13 protein-coding genes are annotated in these 19,325 nt (G+C 72.3%); 3 read left to right on the top strand and 10 right to left on the bottom strand.

Going from position 1 to position 19,325, the window contains the following annotated elements:
- The first annotated feature begins 74 nt into the window (after nucleotides 1-74).
- Nucleotides 75-1,508 carry a carotenoid oxygenase family protein gene (locus tag ACZ63E_RS35480; protein ID WP_465340607.1) on the top strand — a complete coding sequence of 478 codons (1,434 nt, stop codon included), beginning with the start codon at nucleotides 75-77 and terminating at the stop codon, nucleotides 1,506-1,508.
- Here the strand turns inward: ACZ63E_RS35480 and ACZ63E_RS35475 are convergent.
- From ACZ63E_RS35475 to ACZ63E_RS35465, 3 genes are all read right to left on the bottom strand, one after another.
- A complete protein-coding gene (locus ACZ63E_RS35475; RefSeq protein ID WP_465340606.1) occupies nucleotides 1,505-2,266 on the bottom strand; it encodes an SDR family oxidoreductase in 762 nt (253 codons plus the stop codon). The two genes, ACZ63E_RS35480 and ACZ63E_RS35475, sit on opposite strands and share 4 nt — an antisense overlap.
- An 86-nt stretch (nucleotides 2,267-2,352) precedes the next feature.
- Nucleotides 2,353-5,946: a CARDB domain-containing protein gene (locus ACZ63E_RS35470; protein WP_465340605.1), complete on the bottom strand. Its 3,594-nt coding sequence runs from the start codon at nucleotides 5,944-5,946 to the stop codon at nucleotides 2,353-2,355.
- Between the two features lie 318 nt (nucleotides 5,947-6,264).
- Complete coding sequence (locus ACZ63E_RS35465; RefSeq protein ID WP_465340604.1) at nucleotides 6,265-6,705, bottom strand: winged helix-turn-helix transcriptional regulator; 441 nt, start codon at nucleotides 6,703-6,705, stop codon at nucleotides 6,265-6,267.
- A gap of 132 nt (nucleotides 6,706-6,837) precedes the next feature.
- Between ACZ63E_RS35465 and ACZ63E_RS35460 the strand changes: the two genes are divergently transcribed.
- The gene (locus ACZ63E_RS35460) at nucleotides 6,838-8,034 is read left to right on the top strand and encodes a thiolase family protein (protein ID WP_465340603.1); all 1,197 of its coding nucleotides are present in this window, start codon (nucleotides 6,838-6,840) and stop codon (nucleotides 8,032-8,034) included.
- Between the two features lie 169 nt (nucleotides 8,035-8,203).
- On the opposite strand, the gene ligD is transcribed toward ACZ63E_RS35460, so the two are convergent.
- Nucleotides 8,204-9,154 (bottom strand): non-homologous end-joining DNA ligase, encoded by a 951-nt coding sequence (ligD, locus tag ACZ63E_RS35455; protein WP_465340602.1) that lies wholly within the window; start codon nucleotides 9,152-9,154, stop codon nucleotides 8,204-8,206.
- 40 nt (nucleotides 9,155-9,194) lie between these two features.
- On the opposite strand from ligD, the gene ACZ63E_RS35450 reads away from it, so the two are divergent.
- Complete coding sequence (locus tag ACZ63E_RS35450) at nucleotides 9,195-10,031, top strand: PHP domain-containing protein (RefSeq protein WP_465340601.1); 837 nt, start codon at nucleotides 9,195-9,197, stop codon at nucleotides 10,029-10,031.
- A 99-nt stretch (nucleotides 10,032-10,130) separates the two neighbouring features.
- On the opposite strand, the gene ACZ63E_RS35445 is transcribed toward ACZ63E_RS35450, so the two are convergent.
- The 6 genes from ACZ63E_RS35445 to ACZ63E_RS35420 are packed head-to-tail and all read right to left on the bottom strand — an operon-like array spanning nucleotide 10,131 to nucleotide 19,298.
- Nucleotides 10,131-12,176: a DHA2 family efflux MFS transporter permease subunit gene (locus ACZ63E_RS35445; protein ID WP_465340599.1), complete on the bottom strand. Its 2,046-nt coding sequence runs from the start codon at nucleotides 12,174-12,176 to the stop codon at nucleotides 10,131-10,133.
- Nucleotides 12,177-12,197: 21 nt separating this feature from the next.
- Nucleotides 12,198-12,677, bottom strand: coding sequence for a GNAT family N-acetyltransferase (locus tag ACZ63E_RS35440; RefSeq protein WP_465340598.1), 480 nt, complete (start codon nucleotides 12,675-12,677; stop codon nucleotides 12,198-12,200).
- 36 nt (nucleotides 12,678-12,713) lie between these two features.
- Complete coding sequence (locus tag ACZ63E_RS35435) at nucleotides 12,714-13,889, bottom strand: glycosyltransferase (RefSeq protein ID WP_465340597.1); 1,176 nt, start codon at nucleotides 13,887-13,889, stop codon at nucleotides 12,714-12,716.
- Entirely contained in the window at nucleotides 13,889-14,695 is an 807-nt protein-coding gene (locus ACZ63E_RS35430) for an alpha/beta fold hydrolase (protein WP_465340596.1), read from the bottom strand. The genes ACZ63E_RS35435 and ACZ63E_RS35430 overlap by 1 nt, the downstream gene beginning before the upstream one ends.
- The gene (locus tag ACZ63E_RS35425) at nucleotides 14,692-15,009 is read right to left on the bottom strand and encodes an acyl carrier protein (RefSeq protein ID WP_465340595.1); all 318 of its coding nucleotides are present in this window, start codon (nucleotides 15,007-15,009) and stop codon (nucleotides 14,692-14,694) included. Before ACZ63E_RS35425 ends, ACZ63E_RS35430 begins: the two co-directional genes overlap by 4 nt.
- Complete coding sequence (locus ACZ63E_RS35420; protein WP_465340672.1) at nucleotides 15,006-19,298, bottom strand: beta-ketoacyl synthase N-terminal-like domain-containing protein; 4,293 nt, start codon at nucleotides 19,296-19,298, stop codon at nucleotides 15,006-15,008. Before ACZ63E_RS35420 ends, ACZ63E_RS35425 begins: the two co-directional genes overlap by 4 nt.
- Between the last annotated feature and the right edge of the window lie 27 nt (nucleotides 19,299-19,325).

Raw genomic sequence — 19,325 nt, 5'->3', positions numbered from 1 at the left:
GTGCTGAAACCACTGGTCACATCCCGGCCGGGCGATGGCCAGAGGCTCGCAGTCGCGACGAAAGGCCACCACCGGTGCCGACCAACCCCTTCCTCGACGGGAACTTCGCCCCGATCAGCCAGGAGCACACGCTCACCGGCCTCGAGGTGACCGGGACGATCCCGGCCTTCCTCGACGGCCGCTACCTGCGCAACGGGCCCAACCCGCTGTCCGAAGTGGACCCCGCCGCCTACCACTGGTTCATGGGCGACGGCATGGTCCACGGCGTCCGCCTGCGCGACGGCAAGGCCGAGTGGTACCGCAACCGCTGGGTCCGCAACCCCTCGATCGACGCGATCCTCGACGGCGGCCGGCCGCGCACCACCCCGCACGGCCTCAGCGCGAACACCAACGTCATCGGCCACGCCGGCAAGACCCTCGCCCTGATGGAGGCCGGCGCCACCCTCTGGGAGCTGACCGACGAGCTGGACACCGTCGGCCGCTGCGACTTCGACGGCACCCTGAGCGGGGGCTACACCGCCCACCCGAAGCGCGACCCGCGCACCGGCGAGCTGCACGCCGTCTCCTACTCGCTGACCGGCGGGAACAAGGTCACCTACACCGTGGTCGACACCGCCGGGCGGGTCCGGCGCGAGGTGCCCGTCGAGGTCACCGGCGCGCCGATGATGCACGACTTCTCCCTGACCGAACGGCACGTCGTCTTCTACGACCTGCCCGTGACCTTCGACGCCGGGATGGCCACCGCCTCGATCCCGTCACCGATCCTGCGCGCCACCACCCGGCTCGTGCTCTCCGCGGTCATCGGCCGGGTGCGGATCCCCGACCCGATCACCGCCCGGCTGGCCTCGAAGATCACCGCCAACGGCGGCCTCCCCTACCACTGGAACCCGAAGTATCCGGCGCGGATCGGCGTGATGCCCCGCGAGGGTGGCACCACCGACGTCCGGTGGTTCGACGTCGAACCCTGTTACGTCTTCCACCCGCTCAACGCCTACGACGACGGCGACAGCGTGGTGCTCGACGTCGTCCGGCACCCGAAGATGTTCGACCGGCAGCTGCGCGGCCCCGACGAAGGTGTGCCGACGCTGGACCGGTGGACGGTCGACCTCACCACCGGCAAGGTCGTCGAAGAACGCCTCGACGACCGGGGCCAGGAGTTCCCGCGCGTCGACGAGCGGGTGGTCGGCCGCCCCCTCCGCTACGGCTACGCGCCGGCGGTGACGACCGGCGCGAACCCGGCGGAAGCGCTGTACAAACACGACTTCTGGACCGGCTCGACACAGGTGCGGTCCTTCGGCGCCGGACGCTCGCCGGCCGAGTTCGTCTTCGTGCCACGCTCCGAAGACGCCGCCGAGGACGACGGTGTCCTGGCCGGCTTCGTGCACGACGCGGCGACCGAGCGCAGTGAGCTCACGCTGCTGGACGCCGCCACCCCGGAGACAGTCGCCGCGATCCCCCTGCCGGACCGGGTGCCGGTCGGCTTTCACGGCAACTGGGTGCCGAGCTAGCGCTTCCGGTACCCCAGCACCCCGGCGTCGGCCTGCTCGGCGAGGTACTGCGCGAAGGTGATCGAGCCGTCCAGGTGGTGCGGCGCGAGGTGCCCGCCGTCGGCGTACGCCCGGAACGTCTCCCCCGGCACCTTCACCGAGATGATCTTCCGGCGCCGTCCGCTCGCCTCGGCGACCGCCTGGGCCAGCTCGGCCGCCGCGAGGATCTCGGGGCCGCCGAAGTCGTCGACGCGGCCCGCCGGATCGGCGGTGGCCAGGTCCGCCAGGCGCGGCGCGACGTCGCGGACGTCCACCGGCTGGAACCGCACCCGCGGCACGGGCAGCACCGGCAGCCGGGACGCGCCCGCGAACAGCGTCCGGACCAGCGCGTGGAACTGCGTCGCCCGCTGGATCGTGTACGGCAGGCCGGACGCGGCGATCAGCTCCTCGGTCTCGAGCTTGCTCCGGTAGTAACCCAGCGGGACGCGGTCGACCCCGACGATCGAGACGTAGACCAGGTGCGGCCCGCCGGTCCAGCGCGCGGCCTCCACCAGCGTCCGCGCGAGCGCCGTCTCGTGCCGGAAGTCGGTGGCGCAGTGGACGACCGTGTCGACGCCGGCCAGCGCGCTGTCGACGCCGCGGCCGGTCCGCAGGTCGCCGGGCACGACGTCCGGCCCGGGCCGCCGGCTGAGGACGCGGACCTCTTCACCCGCCGCGCGCAGCCGCTCGGTGACCACCCGGCCGAGCTGCCCGGTGCCACCGGTGACCAGGATCCGCACCAGACCCACCTCCACCCGTCGAACGCCGTCGAGGCCACCTTACGGGCGACGGACGCCCGTAAGGTGGCCTCGACGGTCTTTTCGCATCAGTTGCGGTTGATGGTGAACGTGGTCGTGCGGTTGCGGATGTCCTCGGCGTTGTCGCTCAGCGTGAGCCCGGTGAAGGTCGCCGACCCGACGGCCGGGCCCTGACCCGGTTCCGGCAGCTCGTTGGCCCAGATCCCGATCCCCGACTTCGCGTCGAAGGCGTCACCGCTGCGGTGCGCCCCGGTGATCGACACGTTCGTCAGCACCGTGTCCTGGACGCTGTTCTGCGGTTGCCCGCCGACGTAGTTCGTCTGGAACATGATGCCGGCGTAGGTCGGGCTCTGGATGTCCACATCGGACACCCGGATCCCGCGGAACTCCTTGGACGCGGAGAACATCCAGATCGCCGGGAACGTCTGCTGGCCCCAGAAGTGGCCACCGTCCCGGACGAGCGAGGCGTTCTGGACCGTCGTCGGCTGCGGCCCGAACCCGAGGAACGGGTAGCCGAAGTCGAGCGAGCTGATCGTGATCGCCGAGTACGTCAGCGTGTCCGCGATGTAGAGGTTGCGGAAGGTGTTGTTGTACCCGCCGTAGACCGCCAGCCCGGCCGCGCGCCACGGGGTGAGCGCGGTCAGGTTCTCGAACACGTTGTCGTACTGGTTGCCCTGGTTGATGTCCGTGGCGGCGAACAGCGCGAAGCTGTCGTCGCCGGTGGACCGGGCTTCGTTGTTGGTGACGTGGTTGCCGGTGCTCCCGTTCGTGAGGTTGACACCGTCGGCGAAGGTGTCGCGGATCCGGGAGTTCTTGATCGTGGTGTTGTCCACGTTGGTGCCCCAGACCATGACGACCTGGTGCTCGACCCAGATGTTGTCGATCGTCAGGTTCGAGACGTTGCTCAGATTGAACACCTTGCCGGGGCCGTCGATCCGGGAGGTGTAGTTCCCGAACACGGCGAACCCGCTGACCGTCGACCCGTTGGCGGTCGACTGGATGTCGATGCCGATGTCGCTGTTCTCCTGGCCGGACGGCGCGGAGAACTTCGTGAACCACGGCCCGGCGCCGGTGACCGTGACGGCCTTGCCGTAGACGTTCAGCTTGCTCTGCAGCGAGTAGTTCCCGGCCGGCAGGTAGACGCCGGTGAGCGTCGTGTCCTGCCGGGCCTTGTCCAGCGCCGCCTGCACGTCCTGCTGCGTGAACCCGGTGGGCACCGCGAAGTGCGCCGGGTCGGGGTTCGCGACCGCGGTGGCCTGCTCGAAGTTCACGAAGTCGATCGCGTAGTTCGTGCTGTTGGCCGCGTCCTTCTGCAGCTTGATCTTGTGCCCGGCGGGCACGGTCGTGCCCAGCAGCATCGACGCCTCGTCGTAGATGTGCCGCGGCCCGGTGCCCGGCGAGTTGCCCGGGCCGGTTTCGGCGCCGTAGAGCCACGCGTAGTGCGAGGTCAGGTCGATGGCCTTGAGGAACGTGCCGTCGACGTAGACGTTCAGCGTCGAGTTGATGCCGCCGCCACCCGCGGAGTCCGGGATGGAGAACCGGGTGACCAGGGTGTTCGTCGACGCCCGCGTGGTGAACTCCACCGACGAGCCGGTCGAGTTCAGCGTCACGGCCTTACGGCCCGACGCCTCGCCCGCGAGGTCGCCGATCGTGCGGTTCGGGCCGACCACGGACGCGCCGCCCGCGACGACGCCGTCTTCGGCCTCGTACATGTCGTAGGGCATGTTCGCGCCCCGGCCGACGAACAGCGCCTGCGTGCTGGTGTTGTTGGCCTGCTTGACCGGCAGCTCGTTGGCGTCGTTCGCGACCACCGTCTTGACGGTGTACTTGCCGTTGCCCGCGGTCCACGTGCCGACGGTCACCGGCGACGCGGTGGCTCCGGCGGCGATGGCGCCGCTGTAGCTGCCGCTGAGCGTCTTGACCACCGTGCCGTTCTGGTCGGTGATCGTCACCGTGATCGCGTGGGCACCGCCCGCGCTCGCCACGGTGCCCTGGTTGCGCAGGGTCGTGGTGAACGTGACGGTGTTGCCCGCGGACGGGTTGTTCGGCGACCAGCCGGTCGCGGCGACGAGGTCGGAGCTCTGCACCGGGCTGACGACGAGTGCCGTCGAACCGGTGAAGGAGTTGTTGTCCTCGTTCTGCTCGATGACGGTGTTGGCCTCGTCGACCTTCGCCGTCAGCTGGTAGCTGCCGGCGTTCTGGGTGCCGATGTTCGCCGACACCGTCGTCGACGCGCCGGCGGCCAGCGCCCCGACGTTCGCCGTGCCGACCTTGGTCGTGCCCAGGTACAGGTTGACGTTGGTCGCGCCCGAAGCCGCGGTCCCGGCGTTGCGGATCGTGGCCGACGCGGTGATCGAGTCGGTCTCCACCGGGTTCTGCGGTGTCCAGGAGACCCCGGAGACCGTGAGGTCGGGGTTCGGCGCGGGCACCCCGAAGACCTGGAACTCCGCCGCCTGCCCGCCGCCGGCGCCGGAGTTGGCGGTGACACGCAGCCGGACGTCGGCGGCGCGGCCGCTCAGCGGGATCGTCACGGTGTTGCCGGACGACGGGCTGAAGCTGTAGGTCTGCGCGGCCGACAGCGTGGTGAACGCGCTCGAAGCCTGGTCACGGCCTTCGACGGCGATCGTCTGCGTCCGCGGGCCCCAGGAGGCGTCCGGGTTCAGCTTGACGACCACCTGGTTGAGGTCGGCGTTCGAGCCGAGCGCGACGGTCAGCAGGTTCGGGTAGGTCCCGCCGCCGCCCTCCCAGTAGGTGGTCACGGAGTTGTCGTTGGCGTTGACCGCGACGAAGGTGAACTCCGTCGAGGACGCCGTGATCGGCTTGCCCAGCGCCAGGTTCGTCCCGGCCTGGGTGCCGTTGCGGGTCACCGTGGCGCTGTTCCCCGACTGGTTGCCGGCGGCGTCCTTGGCCCGCACGTAGTACGACACGGTCGCGTTGTCGGGCTGGTTGTCGGTATAGGTCAGGACCGTCCCGCCGACACTGCCGCGCAGCTGGTTGTTGGCGTAGACGTCGTAGCCGGCGACACCGGTGTTGTCCGTCGAGGCCGACCAGGTGAGCCGGATCTGGCCGCTCGCGGGCTGGGTGTAGGCGAGGTTGCCGGGCGCGGATGGCGGCTGCGTGTCCCCGCCGGCCGGGCCGTGCACCTCGAACTCCGACAGCTGCGCGGCGGGCCAGCCGGTGTTGGCCGTGACGTTCAGCCGGACGTACCGGGTGCTGCCGGTGACGTCCACGGTGACCGTGTTGCCGGTGGCGGGGTCGAAGCGGTAACCGGCCGAGGCCTTCAGGTCGCTGAAGCTCGTGCCGTTGGTGCTGCCTTGAACGCTGAAGGTCTCGGTGCGGGCCTCCCAGCTGGTCGGCAGTTTCAGCACGAGCTGGGCGACGCTCGTGGCCGTGCCGAGGTCGGCCTGGACCCACTGCGGGAACTGGTTGTTGGTGCTCTCCCAGTAGGTCGCCTGGTTTCCGTCACCGACGTTCGAGACGGGGTAGCCGGCGAGCTGGCTGCTGGCGGTGTAGGTCGCGACGGCGGCTTGGGCGGCGGGCTGGACGGCCGGCACGGCGGGCGCGGCGGCCGGGGCGCCGCTCGCGGCCACGGCGGGCGCGGCCAGGAGGAGGGACAGGGCGGCGTAGGTGGCCGCGCGCGACAGAAGTCGCTTCGTTCTCATGGGGTTCCTCATGATCCGGGGAGGAGGGGAGGCGGGTCGAGCGCGCTCGTCCCGGGCGGGGACGGCGGAAACCAGGGAACGGGCACACACCGGACGTGGTCCGGGGGCGCACGCGGGCAGCACGGGACAGCCGTCATGGGCACCTCTTCGTCGAGGAGCTGGGCGGGATCTTCCTGACGACTGCCGCAATTTCTCGCGCTGTTGTCAGGTTCTTGCACTGATTCGTTCAAGACTTACAGTGACCGGGGTCTCAAGTCAACGCCCAAACGTCGAAAAGGCCTCCTCGCGGGGATGCGAGGAGGCCTTTGCCGAGGTGAGTCAGGAGTGGACGGCGCCCAGCCGGATCGCGTGGGTGCCCGGAGTGTTGACCGGCTCGCCGCAGTGGGCGCAGACCGTGGCGGGCTCCAGCACCTCGCCGCACGCGTGCCGCCACAGCGTGGGCGGCTCACCCTGGTGGACGTACTTGTCCCCCCAGGCCATCAGGCCGAGCAGGATCGGCTGCAGCGCGCGGCCGGCCTCGGTCGGGTAGTACTCGAAGCGCGGCGGGTGGTCTTCGTACCGGACCTTCTCGAGCACGCCGGCGTCGACGAGCTTGCGCAGCCGCGCGGCCAGGATGTCGCGGCTGGCCCCGGTGTTCTCGGCGATCTGGTTGAACCGCCGCTCCCCCAGCATGATCTCGCGCAGGGCGAGCAGGCTCCACCGCTCGCCGACCACTTCGAGAGCCTCGGCGACCGAGCACTCACGACCACGCCGGGCCATGCCACCTCCCACAGGTTGAAAATCCAACCTAGCACGTCAACCGCGTGTGACGTGCCGAACAGCTGAGTTGTGGAATCCAACTCACCCGGCGTATACCGAAGGCATCCCCCGATCTGCGAGGAGGCAGACGCCATGACGGACGCGGTGATCGTCGACGCGGTACGGACCCCCATCGGCAAGGGCAAGCCGAACGGGAAGCTCGCCGGGGTGCACCCGGTCGACCTGCACGCCCACGCCCTGCGCTCGCTGGTCGAACGCACCGGCGTCGACCCGGCCCGGATCGACGACGTGATCAGCGGCGCGGTCGGGCAGATCGGCGAGCAGAGCATGAACACCGCGCGCTGGGCCGCGCTCGCCGCCGGGCTGCCGGAGTCGGTGCCCGCGGTGACCGTTGACCGCCAATGCGGCAGCAGCCAGCAGGCGGTCCACTTCGCCGCCCAGGGCGTCATCGCCGGCGCCTACGACTTCGTGATCGCCTCCGGGGTCGAGTCGATGAGCCGGGTGCCGATGGGCAGCCAGGTGGCCGGGCGGGACCCGTTCGGCCCGCAGGTCGCCGCGCGTTACCCGGACGGGCTCGTCCCGCAGGGCATCAGCGCCGAGCTGATCGCCGCCAAGTGGGGCTTCAGCCGCGCGCAGCTCGACGCGTTCTCCGCCGAAAGCCACCAGCGCGCCGCGACGGCGTGGGCGGACGGGAAGTTCGCCGGCGAGGTCGCGCCGCTCAAGGCGCCCGGACCCGACGGCGCGCTCGTCGACGTCACCACGGACGAGACGATCCGCCCGGGCACCACACCGGAGATCCTCGCCGGGCTCAAGGCCGCGTTCCGCGCCGACGTCTGGGCGCAGCGGTTCCCCGACCTCGGCTGGCACGTCACGGCCGGGAACTCGTCCCCGATCAACGACGGCGCCGCGGCGTTGATGATCACCAGCTCAGAGACGGCGAAGGCGCTCGGACTGCGGCCGCGCGCCCGGATCCACAGCTTCGCCGTGGTCGGCGACGACCCGCTGTACATGCTGACCGGTGTCATCCCCGCGACCCGCAAGGTGCTCGCCCGCGCCGGGCTTTCGGTCGGGGACATCGACGCCTTCGAGGTCAACGAGGCGTTCGCCAGCGTGGTGCTCGCCTGGCAGGCCGAGATCGGCGCCGACCTCGCGAAGGTCAACGTCAACGGCGGCGCGATCGCGATCGGCCACCCGCTCGGCGGCAGCGGCGCGCGCCTGGCGACCACGCTGCTGTCGGTGCTGGAGCAGACCGGCGGCCGCTACGGCCTGCAGACGATGTGCGAGGCGGGCGGCCTCGCCAACGCGACGATCATCGAACGCCTGGACTGACGCGCCAGGTAGGCCCGCGGCGCCGCCACGGCTCCCCCGGGATCCGTGGCGGCGACCGGGCAACCTCGTCGAAGCCGAGCGCGGGGTCGGCGCACACGGCAGAGCAGCCCCACCCCCGAACTGCCGAGCACAGTGGACAGCAGCAGGCAGTCCGGCCGCGGAAAATACGTCAGTCGGACTCGGGCGGCTCTTCGACGCCGTCACGGTCGGCCCATTCCAGCAGGGGTTCCAGCGAGAAGATGGCCTTGTCGATGCCCGCGTGGAGGTCGCCCAGCTCGGCGAAGCGGGCCGGGACGGTCGCGATGGTGAAATCGCCCGGCTCGGCGTCGTCGATCTCCTCCCAGCGGATCGGCGTCGACACCGTGCCTTCCGGGTTCCCGCGCACCGAGTAGGCGCTCGCGATCGTGTGGTCACGCGCGTTCTGGTTGTAGTCGACAAAAAGCAGCCGGGGGTCGCGGTCCTTGCGCCACCAGGTCGTCGTGACGTCGTCCGGGGCACGGCGTTCGACCTCGTGCGCGAAGGCCAGGGCCGCACGCCGGACCTCCTTGAAGCCCCAGTGGGGTTCGATCCGGACGTAGATGTGCAGCCCGCGCCCGCCCGAGGTCTTGGGCCAGCCGACCGCGCCGAGCTCGTCGAGGATCTCGTGCGCGACGTGCGCGACCCGGCGGACGCGGTCGTAGCCGCAGTCGGGCATCGGGTCGAGGTCGATGCGCCACTCGTCGGGCTTCTCGGTGTCCGCGCGGCGAGAGTTCCACGGGTGGAACTCCACAGTGGACATCTGCACCGCCCACGCGACGTGCGCCAGCTCGGTGACGCACAGCTCGTCGGCGTGCCGGTTGTACCGCGGGAAGGTGACCCGGACGGTTTCCAGCCACGGCGGCGCGCCGTTCGGGACGCGCTTCTGGTGGACTTTCTCCCCCGCCACGCCGGAGGGGAAGCGGTGCAGCATGCACGGCCGCTCGCGCAGCGCGTTGACGATGCCGTCGCCGACCGAGAGGTAGTAGTTGACCAGGTCGAGCTTCGTCTCGCCGCGGGCCGGGAAGTACACCCGGTCCGGGTTGGAGATCCGGACGGTGTGCGGCCCGACCTCGAGCTCCACCGCCGCCGACTTCTGCGCCATGGACCGACAGTAGCCCGAAACCGCGGCTACCGTGGGGATCATGAGCCTCCCGCCGGACGGCCACGTCCACACCGAATGGTCCTGGGACACGGTGACCGGGTCGATGCTCGGCTCGTGCGAGCGGGCGCTCGAGCTGGGGCTGCCGTCGGTGGCGTTCACCGAGCACGCGGACCTCACGCCGTGGCTGGTCCCGGAGCCGGTCCGGCCGCTGCTGCCGGACCACTTCCGGGTGCGGCTGCGCCCGGACGGCGTCCTGGAGCCGCCCGACCTCGACGTCGAGGGGTACCTGGCGGGGGTCGAGCAGTGCCGGGACCGGTTCCCGGACCTGCGGATCCTGTCCGGAGTGGAGCTGAGCGAGCCGCATTGGCACCGCGCCCGCGCCGACGCGCTGCTCGCCGCCCACGGCTTCGACCGCGTTCTCGGCTCGGTGCACTCCCTGCCCGGCGGCGAGCACCACCACGAGCTGACGCTGATCACCGACCGGCCACCCGGCGAACTGCTGCGCGCCTACCTGGCCGAGGTGCTCGGGCTGGTCGAGTCGACCGCCGGCTTCGCGGTGCTCGCGCACATCGACTACGCGCTGAGGTCGTGGCCGGCCGAGGGCCCGCCGTTCGTCGTGGCGGACTTCGAGGAGGAGTTCCGCACGGTGCTGCGGGCGCTGGCTTCGAGCGGACGCGCGCTGGAGGTCAACACGAAGGTGCCGCTGCCGGGCGAGGTGGTCCGGTGGTGGTTCGAGGACGGCGGCGACGCGGTCAGCTTCGGCAGCGACGCCCACGAGCCGGGCCTGGTCGGCCACGGCTTCGCGGCGGCGGCCGCCCTGGTCGAGTCCGCCGGTTTCCGCCCCGGCCACACCCCGCACGACTTCTGGCGCCGCTGAGCGTCACTTTCGCCGAGAAAGATGCGTCTCAGGGCCGCCCGGGCGCATCTTTCTCGGGGAAAGCTCCGCTTTGCCGCGCAAAGTGTCACTCGGATGGGGTCAGGCCAGGGCGTGGCGGCCGTGGGCGCGGGACTCCGCGCTCTGGTCCAGCAGCCGGTTGGCCACCCGGCCGATCGCCGCGTCCAGCTCGGCGCGGTCGGCCGTGCCCCAGTCGCCGAGGCGCTCGGCCAGCCAGTCGTGCCAGGCCCGCACCACCTTGGCGAACTCGGCCCGGCCCGGCTCGGTCAGCTCCCACTGGCCGCCGGCGTAGCGCAGGTGCCCGGTCAGCTCCAGGCGGTTGAACGCCGGTTCCAGCACCTGCGCGGGAACGCTGAAGTACTCCCCGATCGCCTTCAGCGTCGACGGTTCGCCGCGGCGTTCCCGCAGGTGGACCTGCAGCAGGCACCAGATGCCACCTTCGTCGAGGTCGCCGCCGGCGCGTTCGACGATCGCCGGGGCCACCTTGCGGCGCTCGCGGAAGAACAGCGTGGCGACGGCGCGTTCGAGCTCACGGTCGTCCGTGCGGGCCTCCGGCATCGCGAAGCCGTCACCAAGGTCCGGCGCGGCCGCGCGGGCGGTGTCGCGCAGCGGAACCTCCTTGAGAAAGAACGCCAGCGCGAACGCGACCAGCCCGACCGGCGCCGCGGCGAGGAACACCACGTGCAGGGAGTCGCTGTAGGCCTGGATGACCGGTGCGGACACCGAGTCCGGCAACGCGTGCAGCGCCGTCGGCACCTGGAGCGCCCGCGGGTCGACCCCAGGCGGCAACGGGTGTTCGGCGGCGGCCTTGGCCAGGTTGGGCGCGAGCTGGTTCGCGTACACCGTGCCGAAGATGGCCGCGCCGAACGAGCTGCCGATCGAGCGCAGGAACGTCACTCCCGAGGTCGCGACGCCGAGGTCGGCGTAGTCGACGGTGTTCTGCACGGCGATGGTCAGCACCTGCATGCCGAGCCCGATGCCCAGGCCCAGCACGGCCATGTAGGCCGAGGCCTCCCAGAACCCGGTGTCGGCGTCCAGCCGGGACAGCAGGTAGAGCCCGATCGTCATGCCCGCGGCGCCGACCAGCGGGAAGATCTTGTACCGCCCGGTCTTGCTCACGGCATTGCCCGCGGCGATCGACGCGACCAGCAGCGCCAGCACCATCGGCAGCAGCCGCACCCCGGACGTCGTCGCCGAGGTGCCCTGGACGTACTGCATGTACGTCGGCAGGTAGGAAAGCGCGCCGAGCATCGCGAAGCCGACGACGAAGCTCATGATCCCGCCGACGGTGAACACCGGATTCCGGAACAGCCGCATCGGCAGCATCGGCTCCGCGGCTCTCAGCTCCACGAAGACGAACGCCGCGAGCAGCACGACCGAGCCGATCGCCATCCCGATGATCGTCGGCGAGCCCCACGCGTACTGCGTGCCGCCCCAGCTCGTCACCAGCGTGAGCCCGGTCGCGGCCAGGCCGATCAGCAGGATGCCGAGGTAGTCGATGACCGGCTTGACCGCGGCGCGCGCGTTCGGCATCGCCGAGGACGCCACCACCAGCACCACGATGACCAGCGGGATGTTGACGTAGAACGCCCAGCGCCACGACAGGTGGTCGACGAAGAAGCCGCCGAGCATCGGCCCGGCCACGGTCACCACGCCGAACACCGAGCCGAGCACACCCTGGTACTTGCCGCGCTCGCGCAGCGGGACGACGTCGGCGATCAGCGCGGTCGAGGTGACCATCAGCCCGCCGCCGCCCAGGCCCTGCACCGCGCGCCAGACGATCAGCCAGACCATGCTGTCGGCGAACCCGGCGCAGAAGGAGCCGACGCCGAACACGACGACCGAGATCTGGAACATCAGCTTGCGGCCGAACAGGTCGCCGAGCTTGCCGACGACGACGGTCATGATCGTCTCGGCGAGCAGGTAGGACGTGACCACCCACGAGAGGTGCCCGGCCCCGCCGAGGTCACCGACGATGGTGGGCAGCGCGGTCCCGACGATGGTCTGGTCCAGCGCGGCCAGCAGCATGCCGAGCAGCACGGCCCCGAAGACGGCGTTGACCCGCCCCCGGCTCAGCTGCGCGGGTCCCGGCTCGTGGGCGACCTCCGCGGTGGCCGTCATCCGCACCTCCTGGCTCGGCCTCCGAGGCTAGTGCGAACGGTCCACTGTGGATAGCCACTCGTTCCGGTGACGCAGGGTCAGCTCGAACGGCTCGAACCCCTGCGCGCGGTAGAACGCCAGCGCCGCCTCATTGCCGGCGTAGGCCTGCACGATCGATTCGTTCGCGCCCTTTTCCCGCGCCCACGCGAAAAACGCCGCGACCAGCTCGGCGCCGACCCCCGACCGGCGGTGCGCCGGGCCGACGCGCAGGCTCTCCAGCACCGCGGTCACCGCGCCCGGCCGCAGGGCGTTCGGGGGCCGCAGCCTGCCGATCAGGTGCCCGTCGCCGGCCAGCAGGCAGAGGCAGTCCGGATCGCCGACCAGCTCCGCGTAGTAGGCGGCGCCCTCACGGCCGGGCCAGCCGAGGTCCATGCGCGGGTCGTGGCGCCCGGCGTCTTCGGCGAACAGCCCGGCGGCCGACTTGACGAGTTCGGGGACGTCTTCGGGAACGCAGACGGAAACAGTCATGGCTTCGACCGTAACCACGTGATTTTTCGAAGTAAATCACGACTTTCCGGGGCTCAGGTGCGCCAGGCTTTCCAGCGCGAGCTGCTCCAGATGGCCCGCGGCCGCCCCGCTTCCGCCCGCCGCGCGGAACGACGCGGCCACCGTTTCGGCGGCCCGCCGGTACGAAGGCTCGGTCAGGACTTCCGACACGGCTTCGGCGATCTTGGCGGCGTCGGCGCGGCCGAAGCGCAACCGCACTCCCGCGCCCGCCGCGACCACCTGGGCCGCCACGATCGGCTGGTCGTCGCGGATCGGGGCGACCACCAGCGGCAGGCCGTGCCACAGCGTCTCGCACACCGTGTTGTGCCCCGCGTGGCAGAGCACCGCGTCCACCCGCGGCAGCAGGGCCAGCTGCGGGACGCGCGGGCGCACCAGGACGTTCGGCGGCACCGGCCCCAGCGCCTCGCCCGGGTCGACGAGCACGGCGCGGGCGGGCAGCCCGGCGAACGCCTCCGTCGCCGCCGTCAGGAACCGCGTCCCCGCCGAGGTGTTCGCCGTGCCGAGGGACACCAGCACGGCCGGCCGGAGCGGGTCGAGCCAGTCCCACGGGAAGTCCGTTGTGGACGGACGCGCGCCGAGCGCGGGCCCGACCAGCCGGACCCCGGGCGGCGGCGCCGCGCCGAGCAGCTCGCGGGTGGTGAACGCCAGGACGCCGTGCGGCGAGAACCGCGGGTCGGCCGAACCTCGGCCGCCCGCGACGCGCGCCCGCAGCCCGTCGAGCAGCGAGCCGACCCATTCGGCGACCTTCGGCATGCCGGCGAGCGGGTCGAGCAGCTCGGCCGACGTCGTCGCCGAGGTGACCCACGGCAGGCCGCGCGCCTCGGCCAGCAGCCCGCCGGCCAGCGCCTGCTGGTCGGCGACCACCACGTGCGGGGCGAACGCGTCGATCGCCGCGGCCACGCCGGGCGCCATCGAGTCGGCCAGGGGGACGAGGAAGTCCTCCCAGAGGAACCGGAGCGCGGCCGGACCCTTGAGCTCCGCCGGGCGCGAAGGCGCGTCCCCGGGCAGAGCGCAGGAAAAGACGAGCGCGTCGGGACCGGCCAGCTGCCACAGCAGCTCGTCGTGCCCGGCCCAGGCGACCTCGTGCCCGCGCGCGGTGAGCTCGCCCGCCACGCCGACGGCCGGGTTCACGTGCCCGACCAGCGGCGGGACGACGAATAGGAACCGGGCCACTACCGCACCCGGGCCGGCGCGCGCGAGGTGTCCCGGACCCACTCGAAGATCAGCTCGATCGTCTCGGCGGTCCGTTCGACCAGCACCGAGTGCCCCTGGTCGGGCAGCACGACGCAGCGGCAGCGGTCCAGGTGCGTCTCGAAGTGCGGCACCTGCGCGGCGAGGCCGGAGTCACCGCCGAAGATCGCGAACACCGGGCAGCGGACCGCCGAGAGGTCCGCGGCGATGGTCGCGCTGCGCGGGACGTCCTCGGCGATCGTCGTGGTCTGCAGGATCCGGTTCGCCGCCTTCGACAGCCGGGCGGTGTGCGCGCCGTGGTTGTCCGCGATCCAGCCGATCACCTCGTCGATGGCCAGCCGGGTCTTCGCGTCGGCGAGGCCGTCGGCCATGTGGCCCGTCCACTCCGCCGTCGGCGGCTCGCCTTCGATCACGACGACGCTCGCGACCCGGTCGGGGCGGGCCGCGGCCAGCCCGAAGGCCACCGACGCGCCGAACGAGTTGCCGACGACGTGCACCGGCCGGGTGACCTCGCAGGCGTCGAGGACCGCGACGAGGTCGTCGACGAACCGCTCGAGGTGGTAACCGGACTCCGGCCGCGTCGTGCGGCCGTGCCCGCGCAGGTCGTACATCAGCACGTCGAGCCCACGCTCGGCGAAGGCCGGGCCGAGGGTGAAGTAGTAGCTGGCCAGGCTGTCGGTGAGCAGGCCGTGCACACACACGACGACCGGCGCGTCGCCGTCGAGCGGCACGTCCGGGGTCAGCCGCTGGACGTGGACGTCCAGCTCGCCCGCGCGGATCCGGCTCACGCCGTCGCCCGCAGCGAGGCGACGGTGTACCGGACGAGCTCGCCGACGGTCAGGGCGATGATCTCGTCGAGGTCGCGTTCGGCGATGAACGTCGCGAAGTTGACCCGGTCGCCGTAGTGCTCGCGCAGCTGCCCGGACAGCGCCACCAGGTCGACGCTCTCCAGCTCGAGGTCGTCGTGGAAGGTGGTGTCCATCGTGATCTCCGTGTCGTCGAGGCCGTACTCCTCGAGCAGCTCGCGCAGCATCCCGCTCAGCTGGGCCAGCACGGACGCCTCGGCGGTCGTTTCGTGGCCGGTGGTGGTCTCGACGCTCATTCCCCGGTCTCCTTCGGCTCTTCGGTCCAGGCGACGACGTACTGGCGCGGCGGCGCGCCGGGCGGGTTCTCGAGGTCGGCACAGCAGACCCGGTGGGTGCGCCCGGCGGCGCGGACGGTGAGCTCGTCCACCGTGGCCGCGACGACCTCGAAGTCGCGGGGCTCACCGCGCAGGCCGGTGCCGAGCAGCTTCGCGACGGCTTCCTTGGCGGTCCAGAACCGGGCGAACCAGCGTTCCGGGTCCCCGGGCAGGCTCGCGAACAGCTCCTGCTCCCCCGCGCCGAGCGCGGCGTCCACAGTGGACCCGGTGCGCGGCACGACCTCTTCGACGTCGATGCCGCACGGGCCGAACCGGGCGATCGCCACCCCGGTTTCCGCCTTGTGCGCCACCGAAATCGTCAGCTCGGGCAGCTCGCGGCCGTAGGCGCCGGTCGCGTGTGGACGGCCCGCGTCGTCGTTGCCGATGCGCAGCTCGGCCGGGAACATCTCGGGCTCACCGCGGGCCCAGAGGAACTGTCGGACGGCGTCCTTGGCCGCGATCCGGCCGAGCAGCCACTGCCGGCGGCCCCGGGGCGGGCGCGCGGTGTAGGCGTCGCGCTCGGCGCCGGCCAGGTAGTTGCGCATGATCAGCTCGCGGGTGGCCAGGTCCGGCCAGCCCTCGTGCACCAGCGCCCAGCCGCCCGGCTGCTGCTTCGACAGCGTCGAGCGCTCGGGGGTCCGGTCGGCCTGGCGGATCTCGCGGGTGCTGTCGAAGCGCCGGTCGCGCCAGCCGGTGAAGGTGGCCCAGACCTGTCCCTGGTGGACGAGCTGCATGTCGGCGTCGAGGAACTCCTCGGTCAGGCCGGTGATCTTGACCAGGCATTCCAGCCGCTCCCCCGGCGCCGGGTGCGGGCCGTGGAAGCGGATCTCGCGCATGCCGACCGGGAAGACGGTCGTGCGCTCCGGCAGCCGGGACATGATCCAGAAGCCGAGCACCTGGCCGACGTTGTCGAGCAACGCGCCGGGCGCGGCGGGGGTCGTCAGGACCGCGCGCACATGGTGTTCGCCGACGGCGGTCAGCTCGGTGACCCCCCGGAAGCGCGGGCCGTGGAACATCCAGCGGTCGGCGTACAGCTCGGCCGCGGTCGTCTCCGGGACCTGCTCCGCCGACGCCGGGAACCGCCACGGCGCGGGCGCGTCGGCCGGATACGCCGGGGCCAGCTCCACGACGGCCTGCGAGTAGCCGTCGAGTGCGGCGAGCACCCGGTCGGCGCCCTGCGGCTCGACCCGTACCGGCACGCTGACGGCGGGAACCGCGGTGATCCACTGGGTCAGCCGGACGTCGTGCACGGCGACCGCGCGCCGGCCAGGCGCGGCCTGTTCGGCGAAGCCCATGAGGTGGTCGATCACGGTGGTGGCCGGCACCACCGGCCAGCGGTCACCCGGGTCGGCCTGCGGCGGCTGCTTGAAGAAGCAGTGGTCGAGCAGGTACGGCATGCTCTCGACCGAAACGTCGAGGGTCGCGTCGAGCCTGACCGGAGCTTTCACGTGAAAGCTCCGGCCCGAGCTTTCACGGGAAAGCCCGGGCCGGCCGGCGAGCACCGTCGAGGCCAGCTCGGCGGTGTCGTTCAGCAGCGCGGCGAGCTCCCGGGCCAGCGGGCCTCGCCCGGCCAGGTCGTCCACTGTGGACTTTCCGGCGGCCGGCAGGGCCAGCCGCGCGCGCACGGTGCCGTCCAGGGAGATCAGCCGGCCGCCCAGGTCGAGCTTGACAGCCTTGTGCGCGGTCGCGCGGCCTTCCCCGGGCAGGCGGGTGAAGTCGATGTCGAGGCCGTCGGCCCACAACGCGGTCGCGACCCGACGCAGCTGCGCGAGGCCGGGGCGCTGCGCCGAGTGGGCCGCGACGACGAGGTGGTCCTCGCCGTGGAGCGTGTCGCCGACCAGGGAGCCGAGCTGCCCGGCGCCGACCTGGACGAACGCCCGGAACCCGGCGGTGTGCAACGCCCGGACCAGCGGCCGGAACCGCACCGGCTCCAGCAGGTGCCGCACGAACAGCTCGCGGACGTCGGCCTCGGCGGCCGGGTACTCCGACACCGTGGTCGCCGACCAGAGCGGCCGGACCGACGGGTGCAGGGTGAAGCGGGCGGCCGCCTCGCGGATCGGGTCCAGGTACGGCCGCAGCATCGGGGTGTGGAACCCGGACCGGAACGGCAGCACCTGCGCGACGATCCCCGCGTCCCGGAAGCGCGTGACAAGCTCCTCGACCGCCGCCGCCGGACCGCAGACCATGGCCTGGTGGGGCGAGTTGTCGTGCGAGAGCACCACATCCGCGCGTCCGGCCAGCTCTTCGAGGACCCGGGGCGCGGGGGCGCCGACCGCGGCGAAGGCGAGACCGGGGACCACGAGGCTGTCGGGGTCGAACCCGGCGAGGAACGTGTCGACCTCCGCACCGGCATACACGCCGGCGGCGGCCATCGCCGTCCACTCGCCCAGGCTGTGCCCGGCGACGGCGTCCGGTTCGACACCCAGCCGGCCGAGCGCGGTGTGCAGCAGCCGGCCCAGCTCGAACACCGCGGCGCCCTGTCGGCCGACGTCCCCGACCTCGACGTCGGCGTGCTGCCAGGGAAGCCCGAAGTGGCTCGCGATGTCTCCGCAGTTGAGCGTCAGCTCGGACTCCAGGCCGGGGAACACAAAGGCGAGCTTCCCGCCGCCCGGCCCGAGCAGCGGGCGGTCGGCGAACCAGACGTCGTTGCGGCCGCGCCAGGCCCGGCCGCGGGCGACGGCCTTGCGGGCGAGCGCGAGCCGTTTCTCGGTCGGGTCGACCACCCCGAGGCGGACCGGGCCGTCGCCGGTCGTGCGCGGGGCGGGCCGGTCGAGCAGGTCACGCAGGCCCTCGACCGAGCGCGCGGCGAGCCGCAGCACCCGTTCCGGCTCCTGGACGACCACGGCCGGGGCCGGGCGGTCCGGCGCCTGCTCCAGCACGACGTGGGCGTTGATCCCGCCGAAGCCGAACGCGTTGACCCCGGCGCGGCGCACCGCCGCGTCCCACGGCTGGGCTTCGTCCACTGGGGAGAACCGGGTCTTCGCGAGCGCGGGGTGCGGGTCGTCGCAGTGCAACGTGGGCAGCAGGACACCGTGGTGCACGGCCAGCGCCGCCTTGACCAGCCCGGCGATCCCGGCCGCGGGCATCGTGTGGCCGATCATCGACTTCACCGAGCCGAGGACGGCGGTGCCGGCGGTGCCGAAGACCTCCGCCAGGGTCGCGAGCTCGGCCGCGTCGCCCGCCGGGGTCGCCGTGCCGTGCGCCTCCAGCAGGCCCAGCGAGTCCGGCGCGGCCGGGTCGAGGTTCGCCGACGCCCACGCCTGGCGCACCGCGCGGACCTGGCCGCCGGAGTCCGGGTTGGCCAGGCTCGCGGTCCGGCCGTCGGAGGCGACGCCGGTGCCGGTGATCACGGCGTAGACGCGGTCGCCGTCCCGTTCGGCGTCGGCCAGCCGCTTGAGGACGACCACGCCGGTGCCTTCCCCGATCAGCACGCCGTCGGCGTCGCGGTGGAAAGGCCGGATGCGCTCGGACGGCGAGAGCGCGCCGAGCTGGGTGAACACGCTCCAGAACGTGATGTCGTGGCAGTGGTGCACCCCGCCCGCGAGCACCACGTCGCAGCGACCGGTGGCCAGCTCCCGCACGGCGTGGTCGACGGCGATCAGCGAGGACGCGCAGGCGGCGTCCACTGTGTACGCCGGGCCGCGCAGGTCGAGCCGGTTGGCCAGCCGCGACGCGGCCAGGTTGGGCACCAGCCCGATCGCCGACTCCGGCGCCTCGGGCCCGAGCTGGTCGGTGAAGGCCTCGCGGACCGCGTCGAGCCGGGCCGGGTCGAGGTCGGGCAGCAGCTCGCCGAGCGTGCGGACGAGCTGGCTCGCGGTGCGGACGCGCTGGTCGAGGCGCACCAGCCCGGGGGTCAGGTACCCGCCGCGGCCGAGCACGACCCCGACCTTCGCACGGTCCGCGGGCAGCCGGTCGGGACCGCCCGCGTCCGCGACGGCCTGGGCGGCGACGCGCAGCGCGATCAGCTGGTCGGGTTCGGTGGCGGGCACGGAGTTCGGCATGATCCCGAACCCGGTGACGTCCACTTCGGCCAGTTCGTCCACGAACCCGCCGCGGCGGCAGTAGAGCCGGTCGGCCCGCGGGTCGGCGTCCGGCGCGTAGTGCGCGCCGTCCCACTTGCCCGCCGGCACCTCGGTGATCGCGTCGACGCCGCCGACGAGGTTGCGCCAGTAGGCCGCCAGGTCCGGGGCGCCGGGCAGCAGCACCGACATCCCGACGATCGCCACGGGGTCCGGCAT

Source organism: Amycolatopsis sp. NPDC104819, assembly GCF_055583145.1.
This window is presented reverse-complemented; position numbering and strand designations above follow the sequence as displayed.

Excerpts from the sequence above, each read along its gene's own strand:
- ACZ63E_RS35470 (WP_465340605.1), bottom strand. The coding sequence starts at position 5,946 with ATGAGAACGAAGCGACTTCTGTCGCGCGCGGCCACCTACGCCGCCCTG.
- ligD (WP_465340602.1), bottom strand. The coding sequence starts at position 9,154 with ATGGCGCAGAAGTCGGCGGCGGTGGAGCTCGAGGTCGGGCCGCACACC.
- ACZ63E_RS35420 (WP_465340672.1), bottom strand. The coding sequence starts at position 19,298 with ATGTCGGTGCTGCTGCCCGGCGCCCCGGACCTGGCGGCCTACTGGCGC.
- ACZ63E_RS35440 (WP_465340598.1), bottom strand. The coding sequence starts at position 12,677 with ATGACTGTTTCCGTCTGCGTTCCCGAAGACGTCCCCGAACTCGTCAAG.
- ACZ63E_RS35450 (WP_465340601.1), top strand. The coding sequence starts at position 9,195 with ATGAGCCTCCCGCCGGACGGCCACGTCCACACCGAATGGTCCTGGGAC.
- ACZ63E_RS35465 (WP_465340604.1), bottom strand. The coding sequence starts at position 6,705 with ATGGCCCGGCGTGGTCGTGAGTGCTCGGTCGCCGAGGCTCTCGAAGTG.
- ACZ63E_RS35425 (WP_465340595.1), bottom strand. The coding sequence starts at position 15,009 with ATGAGCGTCGAGACCACCACCGGCCACGAAACGACCGCCGAGGCGTCC.
- ACZ63E_RS35460 (WP_465340603.1), top strand. The coding sequence starts at position 6,838 with ATGACGGACGCGGTGATCGTCGACGCGGTACGGACCCCCATCGGCAAG.